The 21,916-nt window shown below is 72.6% G+C and carries 8 protein-coding genes; 5 read left to right on the top strand and 3 right to left on the bottom strand.

The window, feature by feature from the left end:
- Positions 1-67 precede the first annotated feature (67 nt).
- The 3 genes from I4I82_RS24215 to I4I82_RS24225 all read left to right on the top strand — a co-directional run bounded on the left by I4I82_RS24215 (position 68) and on the right by I4I82_RS24225 (position 9,556).
- On the top strand, positions 68-2,929 hold the full coding sequence (locus I4I82_RS24215; protein ID WP_226370229.1) for a helicase-related protein: 2,862 nt from the start codon (positions 68-70) through the stop codon (positions 2,927-2,929).
- A complete protein-coding gene (locus I4I82_RS24220) occupies positions 2,926-7,575 on the top strand; it encodes an Eco57I restriction-modification methylase domain-containing protein (protein ID WP_218592694.1) in 4,650 nt (1,549 codons plus the stop codon). Before I4I82_RS24215 ends, I4I82_RS24220 begins: the two co-directional genes overlap by 4 nt.
- Before the next feature lie 175 nt (positions 7,576-7,750).
- A complete protein-coding gene (locus tag I4I82_RS24225; protein ID WP_218592693.1) occupies positions 7,751-9,556 on the top strand; it encodes a GmrSD restriction endonuclease domain-containing protein in 1,806 nt (601 codons plus the stop codon).
- Positions 9,557-9,576: 20 nt separating this feature from the next.
- Here the strand turns inward: I4I82_RS24225 and I4I82_RS24230 are convergent, their stop codons facing one another.
- The 3 genes from I4I82_RS24230 to I4I82_RS24240 all read right to left on the bottom strand — a co-directional run bounded on the left by I4I82_RS24230 (position 9,577) and on the right by I4I82_RS24240 (position 13,594).
- Positions 9,577-11,466, bottom strand: coding sequence for an HNH endonuclease signature motif containing protein (locus I4I82_RS24230; protein WP_218596040.1), 1,890 nt, complete (start codon positions 11,464-11,466; stop codon positions 9,577-9,579).
- A gap of 82 nt (positions 11,467-11,548) precedes the next feature.
- On the bottom strand, positions 11,549-12,610 hold the full coding sequence (locus I4I82_RS24235) for a YopA family protein (RefSeq protein ID WP_218615517.1): 1,062 nt from the start codon (positions 12,608-12,610) through the stop codon (positions 11,549-11,551).
- Positions 12,611-12,835: 225 nt separating this feature from the next.
- The gene (locus tag I4I82_RS24240) at positions 12,836-13,594 is read right to left on the bottom strand and encodes a hypothetical protein (protein ID WP_218592054.1); all 759 of its coding nucleotides are present in this window, start codon (positions 13,592-13,594) and stop codon (positions 12,836-12,838) included.
- Between the two features lie 73 nt (positions 13,595-13,667).
- On the opposite strand from I4I82_RS24240, the gene I4I82_RS24245 reads away from it, so the two are divergent.
- Both I4I82_RS24245 and I4I82_RS24250 read left to right on the top strand, forming a co-directional pair.
- Positions 13,668-19,760: a DEAD/DEAH box helicase gene (locus I4I82_RS24245; protein WP_218592055.1), complete on the top strand. Its 6,093-nt coding sequence runs from the start codon at positions 13,668-13,670 to the stop codon at positions 19,758-19,760.
- A complete protein-coding gene (locus I4I82_RS24250; RefSeq protein WP_218592056.1) occupies positions 19,760-21,871 on the top strand; it encodes a UvrD-helicase domain-containing protein in 2,112 nt (703 codons plus the stop codon). Before I4I82_RS24245 ends, I4I82_RS24250 begins: the two co-directional genes overlap by 1 nt.
- Positions 21,872-21,916: the final 45 nt, after the last annotated feature.

Below are 21,916 nucleotides of genomic sequence, written 5' to 3' on the forward strand. Positions count from 1 at the left end.
ACCTCCCTGTGGGCGCTACCAGGACACGCCCACTAACGTCCGGTGCTCGGCGAGGACGGGGGACCGGGTGCAGCAGGCGTTTGCCGCGGGTGGCGTGGTGGTCGTCCGCGACGAGGAGTGGGTCGTCTCCGCCAGCGACCGGGTCGGTGACGGGTGGCGCGTCCGCTGCCTGGGCAGCTCCGAGCTGGTGCGCGGGATGTCGGCCACGTTCTACGGTGCTCTCGACGACATCGCGCCCCTCGATCCCGCTGACGCCCTGCTGGTGCGTGACGACTCCCCGCAGTTCCGGCGCAGCCGGCTGTGGGTGGAGGCGGTGCTGCGCAAGACTCCGGTGCCGCTGCACGAGCCAGGACTGACGGTGAGCCGCGACATGCTGCTCGACCCCCTGGACTTCCAGCGTCAGGCCGTCGCCGAGGCGCTCGATCCGGCTCGGTTGCGGCCGCGGCTGTTGATCGCCGACGCGGTGGGGCTGGGGAAGACCCTGGAGATCGGGATGATCCTGGCCGAGCTGGCCCGCCGGGGCCGCGCGGAGCGGGTGCTGGTGGTCACGCCGCGGCACGTGCTCGAGCAGATGCAGTACGAGCTGTGGACGCGGTTCGGGATCCCGCTGGTGCGGCTCGACTCCGAGGGGATCGCCCAGGTCCGCCGCAGGCTCCCGGCCAGTCGCAACCCGTTCACCTACTTCCCGAAGGTGATCGTCTCGATCGACACGCTCAAGTCGGCGCGCTACCGCTCGCACCTGGAGAAGCACCTGTGGGACGTCGTCGTGATCGACGAGTCGCACAACCTCACCAACCCCGGCACGCAGAACAACAAGCTGGCCCGGATCCTGGCGCAGAAGACCGAGGCGCTCATCCTGGCTTCGGCGACCCCGCACAACGGGAAGGCGGAGTCGTTCGCCGAGCTGATCGGCCTGCTCGACCCCACCGCGATCGTCGACCCCGAGCACTACGAGATGCGCGACATCGCCCACCTGTTCATCCGTCGGCACCGGCACTCCCCGGACGTCGACCGCGAGGTCGGCCACAAGTGGGCGAAGCGCCCCGAGCCGCAGGTCCTGCCCGTGTCCGCGAGCGCTGCCGAGGACGCGGTGGCCACCGAGCTGTCGCGGGTGTGGCTGCATCCCGAGGGTGAGTCGCCCGTGACCGGCGCCGGTCGCCGGTTGTTCCCCTGGACGCTCGCGAAGGCCTTCCTGTCCTCGCCCGAGGCGCTGGCGGAGACGGTGGCGAACCGGACGAAGACGCTCGCGTCGAGCGGTGAGCTCCACACCGCGGAGGGCACGGCACTGACCCGGCTGGCGGAGCTGGTCGAGGGTGCGCTCGGCGGCGGCTCCGCGAAGCTCGACGCGCTGGTGGAGCATCTCGGCTCGATCGGCGTCGGGCGCGGGAAGGAGACGCGGGTGGTGCTGTTCAGCGAGCGCGTCGCCACCCTGAAGTGGCTGCGCCGGGAGCTGCCTTCCCGGCTGAAGATGCCGGACGATGCCTTCGCGGTGCTGCACGGTGGCCTCGTCGACAAGGAACAGCACGCGGTCGTCGACGCCTTCCAGCGCTCGGCCACCCCGGTGCGCGTGCTGATCACCGGTGACGTCGCCAGCGAGGGCGTCAACCTGCACAAGCAGTGCAGCCGCCTCGTGCACGTCGACATCCCGTGGAGCCTGATCCGGATCGAGCAGCGCAACGGCCGCATCGACCGCTACGGACAGCTCGAGGAACCGCAGATCACCGCGCTCGCGCTGACGACGTCCGACGAACGGTTCTCCGGCGACGTCCGCGTGCTCGCCCGCCTGCTCGCCAAGGAGCACACCGCGCACACCGCGCTCGGCGATGCCGCGTCACTGATGCGGCTGCACGACGTGGGCGCCGAGGAGGAGGCCGTGCGCCGGGCACTGGCCGAGGGCCGCTCGATCGACGAGATCGCACCCGATCCCGCACCCGACGGCCCCACGGTGGACGGCGACGTCGCCGAGAGCTTCGACGCCTTCTTCGACGCTCTCGGTGAGGACGTGGTGGACGCGCCGGCGGAGGCGGCGCAGCTCGGGCTGTTCGACCGGCAGGTCGACTTCCTGCGCGAGGCCCTGTACGAGGCGTGCCCGGACCCGGCCGCGAGCGTCCGGGGCGGGGGAGTGGGGTGGACCGAGCACCCGGCGGAACAGCTGGTGGAGCTCGTGCCGCCGCCCGACCTGATGGCCCGGCTCAAGGTGCTGCCGCAGAGCTACCTCACCCAGCGCCAGGTCCGGGAGAAGCTGCTGCTGGCGGTCACCCCGGAGGCCGGCACCGAGTCGCTGCGCCGCGCGACGCAGGGCACGGCCGCCGGTGACCAGACCACGCAGTGGCCGCTCGCGCACTTCCTGTCCCCGCTGCATCCCGTGCTCGACTGGGCGGTCGACCGCGCGCTGAGCCGGCTCGGCCGCAACCAGGTGCCGGTGGCCACCGGCACCGTCGACGCCCCGACCGCGCTGGTGCTCGGCACGCTGACCAACGGCCGCGGGCAGGTGGTGCTGCGCGCGCTGGTCGGTATGGAGTTCTTCGCGCCGGCGGTGGCGCCGATGGTGCACCCGGACGCCGTCGACGTGCTGGCGCGCGCCGGGTTCCGCACGGGTGCGGTGAACGCGAACGCCCCGCTCGATCTCGAGGTCCACCAGCCGCTGGTGCCCGCCGCGGTCGCGCAGATGCGCCAGTACATGTCGTTGCTCGCCACCGAGCGCGCGTCGACGATGGGGGAGCCGTTGCAGGCCGCCGCGCAGCGGATCGACGCGTGGCGCCGCGCGTCGCAGGCCCGGGCCGACGGGATGAGCGCCCAGCGGGCCGCGGCGCTGCGCCGGCGGATCGACCGCCACGGTGACGCCTCGACCGAGCTCGTGGCGTCCCTGAGCGCCCGGGCCGAACCGATGGTGCGGGTCCTGCTCCTTCTCGTCCCGGAGGGATCGTGACGCGGTTCGACTCGATCGTGGTCGGCAACGACCTCGTCTCCGAGCACTGGCTGGCCGAGCAGTTCCCGGCCACGGTGCGCGCGTTGCGCGCGGACTGGAAGGACCGCGAGGAGCACACCAAGGCCACCCCGCGGTCCGGGCTGACCGGGCTGGGGGCGAAGTTCGGCTCGCTGCTGGTCCAGGCGCGGGAGCAGAGGTCGGAGACGCTGCTCAGGACGCTGCACGACGCCGTCCGGCAGGCGCTGCTGCTCGACGGTCCCGAGGTCGAGGTCGGGGAGCTCGCGGTGCCGGCGGTGGTCCGCGGTGAGGGGCTGCTGGTGCTCCAGGCCCGCGACGCGGCGACCGTCGAGGACGTGCTGGACGGCGACGGCGCCGGGCACCTGCTCGGCCCGGCCACGGTCGACGGCAAGCCGGAGACGGCCACGTCCCGGGTCGTCTCGGAGATCTTCGGTGCGGAGAACCCGCCTGCGCTGGTGCTGGTGACGGCCGGAGCGTGGGTGCTGCTGGCCGAGCGGGCGAGCTGGCCGGAGGGCCGGTGGCTCGCCGTCGACCTCGCCACCGCGCTGGAACGGCACGACACCCGGGCGTCGGGGGAGCTGGAGACGATCGCGGCGCTCGTGTCGGCCGACGCGCTGCTGCCCCGCGACGACGGTTCCGTCCTGCTGCCGACCCTGCTCGAGGAGTCGGTCAAGCACGCCGTCGGTGTCTCCAAGGACCTCCGCGGCGGGGTGCGGGAGTCGATCGAACTGCTGGCCACCGAGGTGCTGCGCCGCCGCGTCGAGCGGGGGCTGCCGTCCGACGTGGACGGGCTCGCGCCCGACCTCACCCGTCAGTCGCTGCGTTTCCTCTACCGCATCCTGTTCCTGCTCTACGCCGAGGCGCGCCCCGAGCTGGGCGTGCTGCCCGTCGGCACCAGCGAGTACGCCGAGGGCTACGGCCTCGACCGGCTCCGCGAGCTGGTACTCACCGACCTCACGAGCGACGCCGCCGAGCGCGGCACCCACCTCTACGACTCCCTGCGCATCCTGTTCCGGCTGGTCAACGACGGCTACCCGCCGGAGACGCTGGGCGCCGGCGGGGTGATCCGCCCTGCCGGCGGCCCGGTCGATGCGCGGTCAGCCGAGGCGGACGACGGTGCCGATGCGCCGCTGGCCGGGGCGGACGATGGTGGCGAGCTGCGCTTCGAGGCCCTGCGCGCCGACCTGTTCGCCGCCGACGCCACCGCACTGATCGACGAGGTGGGCCTCGGCAACCGCTGCCTGCAGCAGGTGCTGGCCCGGCTGCTGCTCTCCCCGGAGCGCCGCGGCCGCGACCGCGGCTTCGTCTCCTACGCCCAGCTCGGCATCAACCAGCTCGGCGCGGTGTACGAGGGCCTCATGTCCTACACCGGCTCGATCGCCACCCGCCACCTGGTCGAGGTCGCCCGCGACGGCGACCCGTCCAAGGGCAGCTGGGTGGTGCCGGAGGAGGACACCCGCGAGTTCGACCCGCGGTGGTTCGTGGAACGGATCGACCCGGAGACCGACGTGTCGGCTCGCGTCCGCTACGCCCCCGGTGACTTCGTCTACCGGCTCTCGGGCCGTGACCGCCAGCGCAGCGCCTCCTACTACACCCCCGAGGTCCTCACCCGCTGCGTCGTCACCCACTCGCTCGCCGAGTTGTTCACCGACGACACCCCGGCCGCCGACGTCCTCGACGTCCGCGTCTGTGAGCCCGCCCTGGGTTCCGGCGCTTTCCTCGTGGAGGCGGTCGACCAGCTCGCCGACCAGTACCTGACGCGGCGCCAGCGCGAGCTGGGGGATCGCATCGACCCCGAGGACGTGCCGGCCCAGAAGCAGCGGGTGAAGGCCTACATCGCGCTGCACAACTGCTACGGCGTCGACCTGAACTCCACCGCCGTGGAGCTGGCGGAGATCACCCTGTGGCTCGACGCCATGCACCCCGGCCTGCGCGCCCCCTGGTTCGGGCTGCACCTGCGCCGCGGCAACTCGCTGATCGGCGCCCGCCGCGAGACCTGGACCCCCGCCGACATCACCAAGGGCGGCTGGCTCACCACCGTGCCGACGCCGCGCCCGCTCGGCTCCGCGGTGTCGCCCTACGAGGTGCACCACTTCCTGCTCCCCGCCGCCGGGTGGGGAGCGGTGGCCGACACCAAGGAGGCGAAGGAGGGCCGCCCCGCGACTACCGACACGCTGAAGAAGTGGCGCCGCTCGAACAAGGCGGCGCTGAGCAAGACCGAGCTGGCCCGGCTGCAGGCGCTCGGGCAGCGGGTGGAGACCCTGTGGACGCTCGCGCTGCGCCGCCTGGAGGTGGCCGAGCGGGAGATCCGCCGCGACATCCCGATCTGGGGCGCTCCCGACCTGCCCTCGGGCACCGGTGCCGTGCAACGCGAGCAGATCGAGGCCAGCCTCACCGACCCTGCGAGCGCCTACCGCCGGCTGCGCCGGGTGATGGACGCGTGGGCGGCGCTGTGGTTCTGGCCGGTCACCACCTCCGTCGCCCTGCCGACGCGGGCGCAGTGGATCGAGGCCTGCGAGATGCTGCTCGGGGTGCGCAGCAAGGCCGAGGCCAAGCTCGGCCGGGGCCTGTTCGCCGACGCCGCCACCTGGCCGGAGCTCGACGACGCCGAGCAGTCCGAGATCAGCTTCACGAACATGCGCCCGGCCGACGAGGTGCTTGCCGCGCATCCGTGGCTCGACGTGTGCGCCACGATCGCGGAGCGGGAGGGGTTCTTCCACTGGGAGCTCGACTTCGCCCCCGTCTTCGCCGCGCGCGGGGGATTCGACCTGCAGCTCGGTAACCCGCCGTGGGTGCGGCCGGACTGGGACGACAACCTGGTCCTCGCCGAGGACGACGCCTGGTTCGGGCTGGCCGACAAGCCGGGCGTCACCGAGGTGCGGGAGCGGCGCGAGCAGGTGCTCGACGACGGGGACGGGCGGTACCTCGACGAGCGCGCATCGCTCGCGGGTACGAGCGCGCACCTGGGCTCCAACGTGGACCGGCCGCTGCTGCGCGGGACCCAACCCGACCTCTACCGCTGCTTCATGGACCGCACCTGGCGGAGCATGGGCGGCGGCGGGATCGTCGGGCTGATCCATCCGGAGTCGCACTTCACCGAGGCCCGGGCGGGTGGCGTGCGGCGGGAGACCTACACGCGGCTGCGGCGTCGCTGGCAGTTCCGCAACGTGTTGAAGCTGTTCGAGGACGTCGACAACGGCGGCGAGTTCTCGGTGTCGGTGTACGGCAGGCCCGGCGCGGTCCGGTTCCTCAGTGCCTCATCGCTGTACCGGCCTGACGTGGTCGACCGGTCGCTGCGGCACGACGGGTCAGGAGCCGAGCCGGGCCTGCGCGGCGAGGACGACAAGTGGGACTTCACCCCGCACCGCGCCCGCATCGTGGAGGTCGATGAGTCGGTGCTCGCCGACTGGGCCGCCCTGGTCGATGACCCGGGCACGTCGCCGCTGGAGGCGCGGCTGATGCGGCCGGTCAACCGATCGAGCCAGCAGGTGCTCGACAAGGTCGCTGCCGCACCTCGATTCGGGGCGGTGCGCTTCGAATGGACCTCGGGATGGCACGAGTCCGCGGACAAGTCGGCCGGCTTCTTCGTCGGGCGGTCGGCGGTGCCCGAGACACTGGACGACGTCATCCTCCAGGGGCCGCACCTCACCGTTGGCACACCGCTCGCCAAGCAGCCGAACGCCACGATGCGCAGCAACAAGGACTACACGGCCTGGGAGCTGGAGGAGCTGGCGGAGCGGGTCATCCCGCGCACCAACTACCAGCGCGGCAAGCCGACACCGGACTACGTCGCCGGCTACCCGCGGTGGGGTGGTGTCCCGGCGAACCGGTTCTTGCGCCTGGCCTGGCGCAACATGGTCGACTCCTCGACCGTCCGCAGCCTGCACGCTGCGCTCATCCCGCCCGGCCCGATGCACGTGCACGTCGTGCACACCCTGACCGCGCCGTCCCGAGACCTCGCGCTGGCGGCGGGCCTGTGGGCGTCGCTGCCGCTCGACTTCTTCGTCAAGGTCAGCGGCATGTCGAAGGTGCAGGCGGAGTCGGCCGCCCGCTTCCCCCACCCCCGCGACCACGTCCTGGTCCCCGACCTGATCCTCCGGGCCCTGCGTCTGAACTGCCTGACCGCCGACTACGCCCCGCTGTGGGAGGAGCTGTTCGACCCGGCCTGGCGACTGGACCGGTGGACCCGGGAACTGCCGGCCGTCGAGATGGGCGCCGTGGAGCCGCGCTGGACCATGCAGACCCCGCTGCGCCGCGACGCGGAACGCCGCCAGGCGCTCGTGGAGATCGACGCGCTGGCCGCGGTGATGCTGGGGATCACCGCGGAGGAGCTGTGCGCGATCTACCGCACCCAGTTCGGGGTGTTGCGCAAGTACGAGCGGGTGATGCAGCACGACCGCAACGGCCGCCAGGTGCCCAAGGACATCCTGAAGGTCGCGAATCAGCGTGGGGCCGACCTGGGCCGCTACGAGCTCCCGTTCACCCCGGTCGACCGGGAGGCGGAGATGACCGCCGCCCACGAGCACTTCACCGCCCGTCGGCGGATGCGCGAGGGCTTCGCCGCCGGTGACGCCGACTCCACTGCCCGCTCCCGGCATCGCAGCAGCGACGGCGAGGGGTCCACCTGATGGAGCCGCCGTCGGGCGACTGACCGAGAGCGACGGCGGCACCGCGTGTCGAGGGCGCCGACAACCGGCGCGCGTCCGTCGTCCGGCAGGCAGCGTGGCGGATGACCGCCGAACGAGCAGACCGACCGAGGTCCGGCACCGATGCTTCCCACCACCGACTGACCAGGAGTACGACGTGAGCAACTTCCTGCCGCCGACCACGGTCGCGAGGACCCTCACCGCCATCCAGCAGCGCCGCTACGTCCTGCCCGCCATCCAACGGGAGTTCGTGTGGGACGCGGAGCAGATCTGCCTGCTGTTCGACAGCCTGCTGCGCGGGTACCCGATCGGCTCGTTCCTGTTCTGGGCCGTCGACGGTGAACAGGCCCAGTCCTTCCGGTTCTACGAGTTCATCACCGACTACCACGAGTTGAACCACCCCTACGCGCCGATCGCGCACATCCCGGTGGGCAGCGCCGTCACCGCGGTGCTCGACGGGCAGCAGCGACTCACCGCGCTGAACATCGGGCTCTACGGCAGCCTGGCCGAACGGCTCCCGCGCAAGTGGGCGAACAACCCCGATGCGTACCCGGTGAAGCGCCTGCACCTCGACCTCCTGCACGGCGGCGACAACGAGACCCTCGACACCCGCTTCCGCTTCCGTTTCCTGACCACCGAGGAGGCCACACCGGCCGAGGGTGAGCCGACCGGCTGGTACCTCGTCTCGCAGATCCTGAAACTGGCCAACAGCGGGCCCGCGATGGTCGGTTGGCTCCGCCAGAACGGACTGATCGATCACGAACGCGCCTACGAGCGCCTGCACGCGCTCTACCACGCGGTGTGCGAGCGGGAGGCGATGAACGCATACCAGGAGGACGGGCAGGACCCGAACACCGTCCTGGACATCTTCGTACGCGTGAACAGCGGCGGCACCCAGCTGTCGTACTCCGACCTGCTGCTGTCGATGGCGACCAACCAGTGGGCCGAGCTCGACGCCCGGCAGGAGGTGCGCAACCTCGTCGACGATCTCAACGGGAGCGCCCGCGAGATGAGCTTCAGCCGCGACAACGTGCTCAAGACCGCACTCGTGCTGATCGACGTGCCCGACGTCCGGTTCAACGTCGCCAACTTCACCAGCGCCAACATGGCCGAGCTGGAGAAGCAGTGGAGCGGGGTGCGCAACGCGATGTTGCTGGCGGCCCGGCTGCTCGCGAACTTCGGGTTCACGGCCCGCACCCTCACCGCGAACAGCGTGATCATCCCGTTGGCCTACTACCTCTACCGGCGTGGTGCCACGGAGACCTACCTGACGGGTGGCTCCCACTCCGCCGACCGGGCCGCGATCCGGACCTGGGTGCTGCGCAGCCTGGTCAAGCGGGGGATCTGGGGTAGCGGGCTGGACGGGGTGCTCACCCGGCAGCGGGAGGCCATCCGCTCGGCCCCGGCGTCGGCGGGCTGGCCCACCGACGCCCTGGAGGCCGCAATGGCGCCGATCGGCAAGTCGTTGAGCTTCTCGCCGGCCGAGATCGGTGAGCTGACCCAGCTGCAGTACAACTCTCCCCGGACCTTCGCGGTCCTCGCCCTGCTCTACCCGGGCCTGGATCTGTCGGAACAGTTCCATGAGGACCACGTGTTCCCGCGGGCCCGGTTCTCGGCATCCCAGCTCCGACGCCATGGCGTGCCGGAGGAGAAGCGGGTGGACTACGGCGTGGCTGTCAACGGTCTGGCCAACCTCCAACTGCTGCGCGGACCGGTGAACATCGCGAAGAAGGACTCCTGGCCGTGGGAGTGGTTGGGCTCCGATGCGTTCCACTCCGCTGCAGCTCGTGAGCAGTACGTGGTGCAGAACGACCTCGACCTGCTGCCGGAGTCGTTCGACGGCTTCCTGGAGTTCTGTGTGGCCCGGCGTGATCGGCTGGAGCGACGGCTTCGTGTGCTGCTCGGGGTCCCCGAGTCGGATGAGGCAGAGTCGGATGGGCACGCAGGGACTCCGGCCGGGTAAGGGGCACCACCGCGCCGATCTCAGAACGGCGGGTCGTCGGGGAGTTCGGGGCGGGGCGCTGGTGGCGGGCGGGATGGCTCGACCCGGCGGCGGGGTTGCAGGATCGGGCCCTCGACGCGGCGGGTGGGCTGGTCGAACCCGGGCCCGAGGTCGACCGGGTGGGGCTCGGGTAGCCCGGGGAGCAGGAACCCGCCGCCGGTGCGGTACTCCCCGCCCAGCGGGCTGCGCCAGACGAACACGCCGGGCTCGGGCTGGTCGAGCCGCCAGCCGCCGCCGTGCTTGACGTCGTGGTCGTGTGCGCACGCCGGGCCGGTGTTGGCGGCGACGGTGGCGCCCCCGCGGGCGTGGTCGCGGGTGTGGTCGGACTGGCTGGCGTGGGCGCGGCGGCGGCAGCCGGGGAAGACGCAGGTGCGGTCGCGGATCTCGGTGTGGCGGCGCAACGCGGCGGTGGGGAAGCGGCGGGCGGGGTGGGCGTCGAGGTCGGCGAGGTGGTCGTCGCGGCGGGCGTGCCGGGCGGCGATGTCGGCGACGACCCCGGCCCACTCGCCGGCCCCGTCGCCCAGCAGCCGGTGGAGCAGCGAGGCCGGGACGTGGATCTCCACGATGCCGCCGGCCGGTCCGTCGCGGCGGACCGAGTGCCCGCCGACGGACCCGGGGCGGCGGCGGGTGACGCCCTCCGACAGCAGCCGGCCCGCGGTGTCGGTGACGGCGAAGCGCCACTGCGCCCGGCGCTGCTGCGCGACCCGGGCGCGGGTGGCGGCGGCGGTGAGCAGGCCGAGGCCGGGGATCTCGCCGGGGTGCTCGTCGCGCCCCAGAAGCGTGGACAGCGACACCCGGATCTCGATGCCGGCCGGTGCACCGGTGGGCCTGGCCGCGGCGGCTTCGCCGGGACGGGTCGTCGCCGATGCGGCAGTCGGCGACCCGGCAGGCGCCGGTCCGGTGGGGATGAGCCTCGTGCCCGGTTCCGGTGTCGTGATGCCGCTCGGGGCCGCCGGGACAACGGCGAAGTCCGCCAGGGACGGATCGGTGGACGGGGCGCCGTTGGCCGTCTGTGCTGCGGCGGTCCGTGCCACCGCGGCGGTGCCGGGGCCGTCGGGGCAGTACTGCGCGATCAGGGTGGCGATGAGCCGATCGGCGCCCATGCCGTGGAACCGGCCGTCGAGCATGCCGAGGTACAGGTCGCACCGGATCTGGCCGATCAGTCCGGGGTGTCCGGCCCGCTTGGCGGCGTCGGCGAGGTCCTGCAGCCGCCCGCAGGCGGCCTCGGCCTCGTCGGCCGGCAGCCCGTTGCCGCTCAGGGTGACGGTGCCGTCGGGGTCCATCACGGCGACGACGTTGCGTTCGCGCACGCCCTTGCGGTACCAGCGCTCGGCCGCGGCGGGATCGACGGCCAGGACCATGCGGCGCAACAGCACCGCGAGTTGCCCGGTGGTGAGCCTCGGTGCCCGGGGTACGGCGGTGCGGCAGATCGCGGCGACCTGCTCGGCTGCGAGGCCGGTGAGGTAGCGGTGGAAGACCAGGACGCGGGGGCGGTCGAGCGCACCGTCGAGCCAGGCGGCGAACAGCGCGGGCATGGCGTGCACGACGGCGTCGGCGAGGTCGTGCTCGAACTCGGCGGCGGTGCGGGTCCAGCGCAGGGCGGCGCGGGTCTCGTCCGGGGCGTAGCGGTCGGTCGCGCCGAGCCGGGAGACCTGGCCGGGCTGCGCGCCGCCCGCGCAGCGGCCCAGCTCGGCGAGCGTGGCCGCCATCCGGGCCTGGTCGTGGCACAACTGGCGGTGCTGGGCGGTGAGGACCTCGAGCATCCGGTCGTTCGGCACGGACGACAGCCCCACGGCGCCGAGAACGGCGGCCAGCTCCGGACCGGGCGGCACCGCCGCCAAGTCGTCGGGGAGGTCCACCACTGCCTGCATTGCTCGATCATACGTTCGACCACCGACGATTTCTGCTGTTCAGCGGCAAGAGGATCGGCGCTGCGACGAGCGGTCAGTGGCGTCAGCTCACCCAGGGCACGGCCTCGACGTCACCTTCCCAGCCTCCCGGTCGGAGGATCTTCTGCACGCTGCCGCGGTAGCCCAGGTCGTGCAGCACGAGCAGGACGAGGTAATGGTGCGCGAGCAGCCAGGCCTCGGTGACGAGCCCGTCGAAGCGCTCGTAGAGTGCGTGCCCGTCCGACGTCGGGTGCACGATCATGTTCCGCACCTTGTGCAGGATCCTGGGGCCGGAGCGCTCGCCGGCGGGCTGCTCGTGCGCGAAAGCAGCGAGGTTCGGACAGGCCGAGGAGTCCAGCGTGCCGTCGATCGACGCGGCGTCGAGCAGGCGAGCGAGTCGTTCGGAGGTGGGTTCGAGTTTCTCGTACGCCGACTTCGATATCGAGCCGCGCTTCACGAGAGTCGTCCAGGTGAGATGTTCCAGAGCCGCGACCGCCGTCATGATCCGCTGCTCGCAGAACCCGCCGGCGGCCGACAGCACCGCACCGGCCATCAGGAAACGGGCGGTGAAGCGCAGTTCGGGCTCGTCGACCCGGATCACCAGCAGATCCAGGAGTTCGGCCGGCTCCCACTCGTGCTGGTGGAACCACCATCGAGGAGCGCCCGGCGCACCCGGATCGCACCGCCGGGCGGCCCACTGTTCCCAGACCCGGGCACCGTTCCGGTCGAATCCGACCGGAAGGACCGGCGCGACCCAGCGTCCGAGCGCGAACGACATTCCGAGGTGCAGGGCGTCGAGGACGGGATCGACGTCGCGTGGTGTGAAGGTGAGCCCGTCACGCCTGCGGATCTCCATCACGTGGGTCACCGCGATCGAGCCCGCCGCCGTGATCTCCCGGTACACCTCCCGGTGGTCGACGCCACGGTCGAGGACCACCGCCCAGGCGCCCAGGTCGGCGGTCCACCGGCCCGAGTACTCGGCCGCCCCGTCGTCGATCCGGTGCGGGCTGCGGAACGCCGGCACGTTCAGCCAGTGCACCAGCATGTGATTTAGCGCGGCGTCCGCGGGACCGACGTCGGCGTGGTGGATCCGACCGTCGGCGCTCCCGCCGCGCCGCGCGGCCACCCGTACCGCCCGGACTCGTGCTCCAGGTGCAGCTCGACGTCACTGACGTCCGAGCCGGACGGATACTCCGGCTCGGAGGTCCAGCGCACATCGGGTCGCGGAGCGAGCGCAGCTGCACACGGCCGGGCGCGGGCCGGCCCGCCCACGTCACCTCACCGTCGTACAGCGGGATCCACGCCCCGGGAGTCCCGAAGCCATGGGGCGGCACCAGAGCCGATGCGGCGGTCACCCGGCGGCTTCGACGTAGGCGGCGAACACCTCATCGAGCAGCGCCTGGTCGACGACGGGGGCGAGCGTCCCTCGTCCGATCTCGGTCCCACCGGCCGCGCCCACAGCACTGATGCTGCCCGGGGCGTGCTTCTCGAACACCGACCGCCACCACTGCAGCGCCGGTCGGCCGTCGGCGCGCACGTACAGCGACACCAACCCGCCCTGGCCCGGCCGCAGACGGGGCAGGAGCACGGCGTCGCCGTTCTTGCCGAAGAAGGTCCGGATGTCCGCGAGCCGCGCGTCCGACAACCGCACCGCCCAGGCGGCGAACAGGTCGAGGACGGGGCGGTGCCGGGCCGGCGCGGTGGCGATCCGCTCCAGGAACAGTTCGTGCCCGTCGACCAGCTCCCCGCTCCGCGTGGCGGGAGCCGGCGTCCCGCCCGGCTCGATCGCCTCCCGCACGATCCGTTCCGGCTCCACCCGCTGCGGCACGACGAACCGCCCCCCGCCCAGCTCGTAGGACGCGACCGTGATCAGGTCGATCACCAGGCCGTGCGTGACGGCCTCCAGGTACCCGACCAGCCGGATCAGGTCCTGCGGCGCCCGGTCCAACACCAGCACGATCCGCATGGCGCCGTCCGCCAGTGCGGAGTCGAGGGTCGTGTGGAACGCGGTCGCGTCCGGGACCCCGGCCTGCGCCGCCTCCCGCACCACATCGTGCAAGCTGCGCCCGGCGAGCTGCACGGCGAGCACGACCGCGGACAGGAGCGCCACGACCGGGTGTCCCGAGGACTGGTGTGGGGCCGACCCACTACGGTGAGTCGCCTACCCGGGGGAGGGTCTGCCTGTGCTGCCGTCACTGGTCGCGGAGGACCTCCGCGCGTCGCTGACCAGCTTCCTCGGCACCACCTTCGCCCTGGGCGACGACGACGTGCGCGCCGAGCTGGAGCGCTTCGTCGCCGACCCGGAGAACGGCGTGTTCCGCGGCCCCTACGTCCGGCTGCGGCTGCCGTTCCGCCCCGCCGACGAGTCGTGGCGCGGGTATCTCGACTGGTCACCCGCCGGCTTCCGACCGCATCGCCACCAGGCGCAGGCGTGGATGCGGCTGGCGTCGCGCGACCGGCAACCGCTGCCGACACTCGTCACGACCGGCACCGGGTCGGGCAAGACCGAGAGCTTCCTCGTGCCGCTGCTCGACCACTGCCGCCGCAACCGCGGGCAGCGCGGGATCAAGGCGATCGTGCTCTACCCGATGAATGCGCTGGCCAACGACCAGGCACGGCGCATCGCGGGGATGGTGCACCGGGAGCTGTCGGGCGTCCGGGTCGGCCTCTACACCGGCGACTCCACCGGTGGCGAGCAGATGACCGACACCGCAGTGATCGGCGACCGGTACGCCATGCGGGCCGATCCCCCGGACATCCTGCTCACCAACTACAAGATGCTCGACATGCTGCTGCTGCGCAGCGAGGACGTGCCGCTGTTCGCCGGCGCGGAGGAGTCGCTGCGCTACCTCGTGCTCGACGAGTTCCACACCTACGACGGCGCGCAGGGCACCGATGTGGCGATGCTGCTGCGGCGGCTCGGCGCGGCGCTCGGGGTCACCACCGACGACCGGCCGCTCGGGGCGATCACCCCCGTGGCGACCTCGGCCACGCTCGGCGGGGGAGCCGACGGTGCGCCCGCACTGCGACGGTTCGCCGAGACGGTGTTCGGTCTCCCGTTCGACGAGGACGCTCTGGTGGGGGAGGACCGGCTCACCGTCGACGAATGGGTCGGGACGGACACGTACGGGCCGGTCCCGCTGCTCGACGAGGTCACCTCCGCCCTGCGGGAGTGTTCGTCGCACGCCGAGCAGCTCGCCGTGGGGCGCCGGCTGTTCCTCGGGGCACCCGCGGCGAACCCACAACGCGCGGGTGAGCTGCTGCGGGCCCACCCGCTCACCCGCACCCTGCTCGGGCTCACCGCCACGCCCCGTCCGCTCGGTGAGCTGGCGGCCGACCTCGAACCCAGCTGGGGAGCCACCTCCGGGCCGCGGGCGGAGGCGGGGCGGCACGCCGTGGCACTGTTCCTCGCCCTGCTCTCCCAGGCGCGCGACGGGGACCGGCCACTGCTCGGCGTCGACGTGCAGCTGTGGATCCGGGAGGTCAGCAGGCTGCTGCGGCGACTCGGCGGGGTGCCGCAGTTCCGCTGGCACGAGGGGGCCGAGCCGGAGGACGGGACCAGGCACCTGCCGTCGGTGTTCTGCCGGCACTGCGGCCGTTCGGGCTGGGGCGTCGTGGTCACCGCCGGCGGTGGCCACGACACGGGAGCCGTCGCGGTGTGGGGCAAGTCGGTGGTCGACCCCGGCTCCTCGCGGGCGTGGATCTACGCGCCGGGCGAGGCGGGGGAGGGCTCCACCGATGTGGTGTGGGTCGACCCGGACAGCGCGGACGTGGTGCCCACCCCGACCAGCCGGCACGGCAGCGAGGTGCCGGTTCTCGTCACCCCGGACGCCCAGGCGGCCCGCGACGGCCAGTGCCCGTCCTGCGGCCGCCCCGACGGCATCCGCTTCCTGGGCTCGCGCGTGGCGACCCTCGCATCGGCCACGCTGGGCCAGTTGTTCGGCAGCCCGGATATCGCCGCAGGCGAGAAGAAGACGCTGGTGTTCACCGACAGCGTGCAGGACGCGTCGCACCGGGCCGCATTCGTCGAGAGCCGGGCCTACGCGCTGAACCTGCGCGCACTGCTGCACCGGGCGATCGGGCACCGCGGCTGCTCGCTCGACACGCTCGGCGCAGCGGTCACCGCGGGGGCCCGTACTCCTGCCGAGCGCTACGCGGTACTGCCGCCGGACCTGCGCGAGCACGAGGTGTTCCGGGCGTTCTGGGCCGACGACGGGAAGCACGAGCGCTACATCACCGACTTCGTGGCCCGACGGATGGCCTTCTCCGCAACGCTCGAGTTCGGGCTGTCCTCGCGCACCGGACGCACGAGCGAGCTGACCGGCGCGGTCACCGCGCACGTGCACGTCGAGGACCTGGCCGCCGTCGTCGACGCGGCGCTGACCGCCGTGGCTCGCCACGATCTGCAGCCGACGCTCGACGGGGCCGGGCCGCAGCGGACCGTCGCTTGGGCCCGTGGTGTCCTCGAACGCGTCCGCGTCCAGGGCGGCATCGCGCACGAGTGGCTCACCCGGTTCGCGGAGACGGACGACCGGCACAGGATCTGGGGCGGTCGCCCGCGTCGCGAGGGCATGCCGGCGTTCCCGGCGCCACGACCGGGGCAGACCGGGCGGCCCGCGCCGCGCTTCCCCACCGCGGCCCGGCACACCGAGAACCTGGACCTCGTCGTCGGGTCGCGGAGCTGGTACTCGACCTGGACGGCTCGCGCACTCGGCGTCCCGGCGGCCGATGCCTCGCGCTACGTGCTCGCCCTCTTCGACGCGCTGGTCGCCGACGGTGCACTGGTCCGGCTGTCCGGGGCCCGCGATCCCGTCTGGCAGATCCCGGCCGGCCGGGTTCTGCTCGCCCGCACCTCCGGTGCACCACCGACGTTGCGCTGCACGGTGTGCGCGACCCGGTTCCCCGGCCCGGAGCTCGTGCTCGACGAGCTCGACGGCGGACCGTGCCAGCGCGACCGCTGCCCGGGGGTGTACGGCATCGAGCGGTCCGGTCACGACTACTACCGGGAGCTGTACCGCGGCGGTGAGGTCCGCCGCATCGTCGCCCGCGAGCACACCTCGTTGTTGCCTGCGGCGGAACGGGTCGCGCTCGAGGAGACCTTCAAGTCCGCGAAGGGGGCCGACGCCCCCAACGTGCTGACCTGTACGCCCACCCTGGAGCTCGGCATCGACATCGGCGACCTGTCGACGGTGGCGCTCACCTCGTTGCCGCGGTCGACGGCGTCCTACCTGCAGCGCGTCGGACGGGCGGGCCGCCTCACGGGCAACGCGCTGGTGGTGTCGCTGCTGCCGGCCCGCCCGCTGGAGCTGCAGCGGCTGACCGACCCGCTCACGATGATCGCCGGTGATGTGGTGCCGCCGGCCTGCTACCTCGACGCCACCGAGATCCTGCGCCGCCAGTACCTCGCGTCGTTGTTCGACAGGCACGCCCGCTCGCCGCATCCGGGCCGGACCCGGCTGGCCAAGGACGTGTTCGCCGGTGGTTTGACGTCCACGTCGTGGCTCGGGCGGATCGTCGCCGACGCGCGGGCGAACGCCGAGCCCTATGTTGAGAGCTTCCTGCGCGGTTTCGGTGATGCCGTCACGAAGGACACCGCCGCCGAGCTGGGTGTGTGGGCCGGTGTCGGCGCCGAGGGGGTCCCCGGGTTCGAACGTGACGTCGAAGCGGCCGTCACCGCGTGGGTGGCCGAGGGTGCCGAGCTCGACGACCGGCGCAAGGCGGTCGACGCCGAGATCGCGCGCATGCGGGCCCTGCCCTCGCTCGACGAGGCGGGTGAGCGCGATCTGCGCCGCCTGTTCGGTGAGCTCGGCGCCGTGCGGAGCACACGGGCCCAGCGCGATCGCACCTACTGGATCTCCGCGCTGGAGGCGGCCGGTCTGCTGCCCAACTACGCGCTGCTCGACGACACCACCCGTCTCGACGTCGGCTTGTGGTGGACCGACGAGGAGTCCGGGGCGCACGAGTCCAGCGACGAGCAGTACGTCCGCGGCAGCCGCACCGCGTTGTCCGAACTCGCACCCGGTGCCACGTTCTACGTGCGGGGGACGTCGGTCGAGATCGACGGGATCGACCTGGGCACCAGCCGCAACCCGGCCACCGTCGTGCGTCGCTTCTGCCCCGCCTGCGGCTGGTCCGGTCCCGGCGGATCGGCGTCCGGGTGCCCCCGGTGCGGAGCGCTCGGCGCGGCCGACGCGGGTCAGGTGCTGACCACCCTGCCCTTCCGTCGGGCGTCGGCGTACGCATCGCGTGAGCTGGCCATGCGCGACGACGACACGGAGGACCGACGGCGCACCCGCTTCACGGTCGTCACCACCGTGGATGCCGACCCCGACGACATCACCGCGGCCTGGGAGCTGGCCGACTACCCCTTCGGCGCGGAGGTCCTCCGCTCCGCGGACATCGGTTGGATCAACGTCGGCCCCTCCGATCGCGGTGGCCCGACCCGGACGATCGGCGGCCAGGAGGTCGCCGCGCCGCTGTTCGACGCCTGCACCCACTGCGGGGTGGTGCCCGCGGCCCAACGCGGGGTGCGCGACCGCTCGGACGCCCGGCACCGCGGCTGGTGCCGTCAGCGCCGCGAGCCGTCCAAGACGGGGTGGGCCTCCGTGGCGCTCACCCACCGGCTGCGCACGCAGGCCGTACGGCTGCTCGTCCCGCCGATCGTCGTGGCCGACCGCACGGTCCGCACCTCGTTGCGCGCCGCACTGCTGCTCGGTCTGCGTGAAGTCCTGGGCGGGGACCCCGACCACCTCGACGTCGTGGAAGCCGCCGACCCGGTACCCGGCAGCAGCGAGCGGTGGGTGATGGTGCTGCACGACCTGGTGCCCGGCGGCACCGGATACCTCGGCCGGTTCAGCGACCCCGACCGGGTGCGTGACCTGCTGGCCGCCGCGCTCCGGGTGCTGCAGGCCTGCCCGTGCCGCTCGGAAGCCGTCACCGCGTGCCACCGGTGCCTGCTGCCCCACGTCGCACCGCACCTGGCGCCGGAGGCGCGACGCGACGCGGCCGTGGACCTGCTGGAGAAGATCCTCGGTCAGTGGGAACCGCGGCCGATCGACACCATCCGCCGCATCGTCGTCGGCTCCCACGACACGCCCATCGAGAAGCGCTTCCGTGCGTTGCTGCTGCGCTGGGCCAGAACCCGCGGTGCGGCCGTCACCACCCAGGCCACCACCCACGGCGACCGGGCCACGGTGCAGTTCCCCCAGGCCCACGGCAGCGCCGTGTGGCAGCTCGCACCACAGGTCCGGCTCGGCGAGGTGCAGCCCGATTTCCTGCTGACCAGCGCCGACACCGAGGTACCGCGGATCGCCGTGTTCTGCGACAGCGTCCGCTGGCACAGCAGCCCGCAGACCAACCGCCTCGCCGACGACGCGACCAAGCGCGCAGGCCTGCGCGACCAGGACCTCCTCGTGTGGGCGGTCACGCACGACGACCTCGACGCGTTCGCGGCCGTCCTCGACGGGGCCCCGCCGGCCCCGCCGGCGTGGTGCGACGAGGCGCTCCGGGCCACCTACGGGCAGGCGGCCCGGAGCCGGGCCGCGCCGGGGAGCGTGGCGCCCGAGTCGCTGCTCGTCGACCCGATCTCGATGCTCACCGCGTTCGTGCTGCGGCCGGAACGCGCGGCGTGGGAGAGCCCGGCGCACGCCCTGGCACTGACCCTCGCCCGTGGGGGCCGGCGTCGGAAGGTGGACGACGTCGGGCGGCTCCTCCGGTCCGAGCTCACGGGTGAGCCCGCTCCCGGCCCGGGGGACCGGACCGTTGCCGTCCGGCGGAGCACGCGCGGCGCCGTCGTGGGGGTCGACCTGCGGTCGCTGGACGACGCCCGCGTCTGGCTCGGGATCGACGACCGGGACGAGCGCGTCGGCACTTCGGGTCAGGTGGAGGCCTGGAAGGACTGGCTCGCGCTGAGCGACGCACTGCAGTTCGTGGCCCCGGGCCGGTTCCACGCCCACACCGCGGGCACCACGCCGCAGGGGGGCTCTGGTCTCGCCGTCCTGCCGTTCTCCTGGCAGCAGGTCGTCGACGTCTCCGAGGAGGTGATCGCTGCGCTGGTTCGTACGTTGGCCGGCGTGGGAGTGCCGCTGCCCGAGGCGGGGTTCGAGGTCGACGACGGTGAGTACCAGATCGACCTGGCCTGGCCGGATGCCCGGATCGCCGTGGTCGCCGGACCGGACGGCACCCGCGACGCCTGGCTGGATGACCATGGCTGGACCATCGTCCCCCCCGATGCCGCGGCGGTACGCGCGGTCCTCACCTCGGCTGGAGGCCGCTGATGGGCGTCATCATGTCCAAGGAGTTCCACCGCGCCGTCGACGTCGACGGATCGCTCAAAACGCGGGCCTGGGACTTCCTCACCAAGCTCAGCCGTGACGCCGACCTCACCGGTCTCGATCTGAAGCTGCCGCGCAATGCCGCCGACCGTCGGGTACGGACTGCGAGGGTCGACCTCAACCACCGTGCAGTCGTCTTCGCTGTCGGGGACGAGCGCGAGCCGATGTGGCTGCTCGCCGCGATCACACCGCACGACGAGGCCTACGCGTACGCCGAGACCCTCACGCTGGAGGTGAACCCGGCCAACGGCGCGATGGAGGTGCTGCGGACGGAGGCGGTGCGGCGCACCGTCGAGGAGTTCCGGGCCCGACCGGTCGCCGAGGACCTTCCGCAGGTGCTCCCCTTCACCGCTGAGGAGCTCGCCGGTCTCGGCATCGACGCGGGTGTGGCCTCCGAGGCGATCCGGTTGACCAGTGAGGAGGACGTGCTCGATCTCGCTGCCGATCTGCCCGAGTGGCAGCAGCGGGCACTGCTCGAGCTGGCCACCGGCACCTCGATCGAGGAGGTGCGCAGCACCTACGAGCTGGACCAGGGGCCCGCGGGGGACGACCCGCTGGCCGCTGTCGACCGGCCCACCAGCAGGATGCAGTTCGTCTACCTCGACAGCGACGACGAACTGCGCCGCATGATGGAGGGTGACTTCGCCGCCTGGCGGACGTATCTCCATCCACAGCAGCGAGCGGTGGCGTACCGACCGTCGTACAACGGCCCGTTCCGGCTCGCCGGGGGCGCCGGTACGGGCAAGACCGTCGTGGCGCTGCATCGCGTGGCTCATCTCGCGCGCCGCGCGGGTGCTCGGGTGCTGCTCTGCACGTTCACCCGCAACCTGGCCGCGAATCTCGACGTGGACGTTCGCGGGCTCGTCACGACCGAACAGCTGGCCCGGGTGGACGTCCGCGGTGTCGATCAGGTGGTTCGCGCGATCGTGACGGCCGTCGACGGAGCGCCCGGCCAGCTGCTCGGCGACCGCGAGCAGGAGACCCTGTGGGAGGAGGCGATCCGAGCGGCAGGAGCCCCTGAGCTGACGCCGGGTTTCCTCGCGGGGGAGTTCCGATCGGTCGTGCTCGCGCTGCCTCGACGGAACAGAGCGGCGTACCTGGCCGTCAAGCGGCCCGGCCGAGGTGTCCGGCTGAACCGGGTGCAGCGCGCGGCGGTCTGGAACGCCGTCGAATCGTTCGAACGGGCCACATCGATGCAGGGTCGAACCACGTTCGAGCTGCTCGCGGCCCGGGCCGCCGACATCCTCGCCGATCCTGCGCTCCGTGTCCGTGCGCCTGCCTACGACCACGTCGTCGTCGACGAGGCGCAGGACCTGCACGCCGGCCACTGGCGGGTGCTGCGCGGACTGGTTCCCCCCGGCCCCGACGATCTGTTCCTCTGCGAGGACGGCCACCAGCGCATCTACGGTGAGCGCACCGTGCTGTCCCGGTTCGGCATCGAGACCCGTGGCCGGTCCCGCCGTCTGACGCTGAACTACCGCACATCCCGGCAGAACCTGGCGTTCGCGCTCGGGGTCATCGGTGATGCCCCGGTGCAGGACCTCGACGGCGAGCAGGAGAGCGTGGCCGGGTACCACTCCACGTTCACCGGGCCCGTCCCCGCTCTGCGAGGTTTCCGGTCTCCGACCGAGGAGATGGCGTCTCTGGTGGAGACGGTGCGTGAGTGGCTCGCCCGGCCGGTCGAACCAGCGGCCATCGCGGTGCTCTCCCGACGCGAACCCGAACAGGGACGGGCTCGGCAGGCGCTCCAGGAAGCCGGGATCCCGGTGGAGCTGCTCACTCGCGACGGCCCGGGCAACCCGGGCTCGGTGAAGATCGCGTCGATGCACCGCGCGAAGGGCACCGAGTTCTCCTGCGTCGCGATCATCGGAGCGGAGGCGGGCGTGGTGCCGCTGAGCTGGCTGGTCGACGAGCTCCCTGAGCCGGAGCGACCCGCCGCGCTGGGCAGGGAGCGCTCACTGTTCTACGTCGCGAGCAGCCGAGCCCGTGATGAACTGGTCGTCAGCTGGTCAGGGTCGCGCAGTCCGCTGCTGCCGGAGCCTCGCTCGACCTGATCGACCACTGCTCGGCATCGCAGACATCTCAACCCTGCGGGTCTC

The sequence above is a fragment of the Pseudonocardia oceani genome, assembly GCF_019263585.2.
Taxonomy (GTDB): Bacteria; Actinomycetota; Actinomycetes; order Mycobacteriales; family Pseudonocardiaceae; genus Pseudonocardia; species Pseudonocardia oceani.

Bases quoted from the DNA above. Each gene is read 5' to 3' on its own strand.
- I4I82_RS24250 (WP_218592056.1), top strand. From the start codon at position 19,760: ATGGGCGTCATCATGTCCAAGGAGTTCCACCGCGCCGTCGACGTCGAC.
- I4I82_RS24230 (WP_218596040.1), bottom strand. From the start codon at position 11,466: ATGCAGGCAGTGGTGGACCTCCCCGACGACTTGGCGGCGGTGCCGCCC.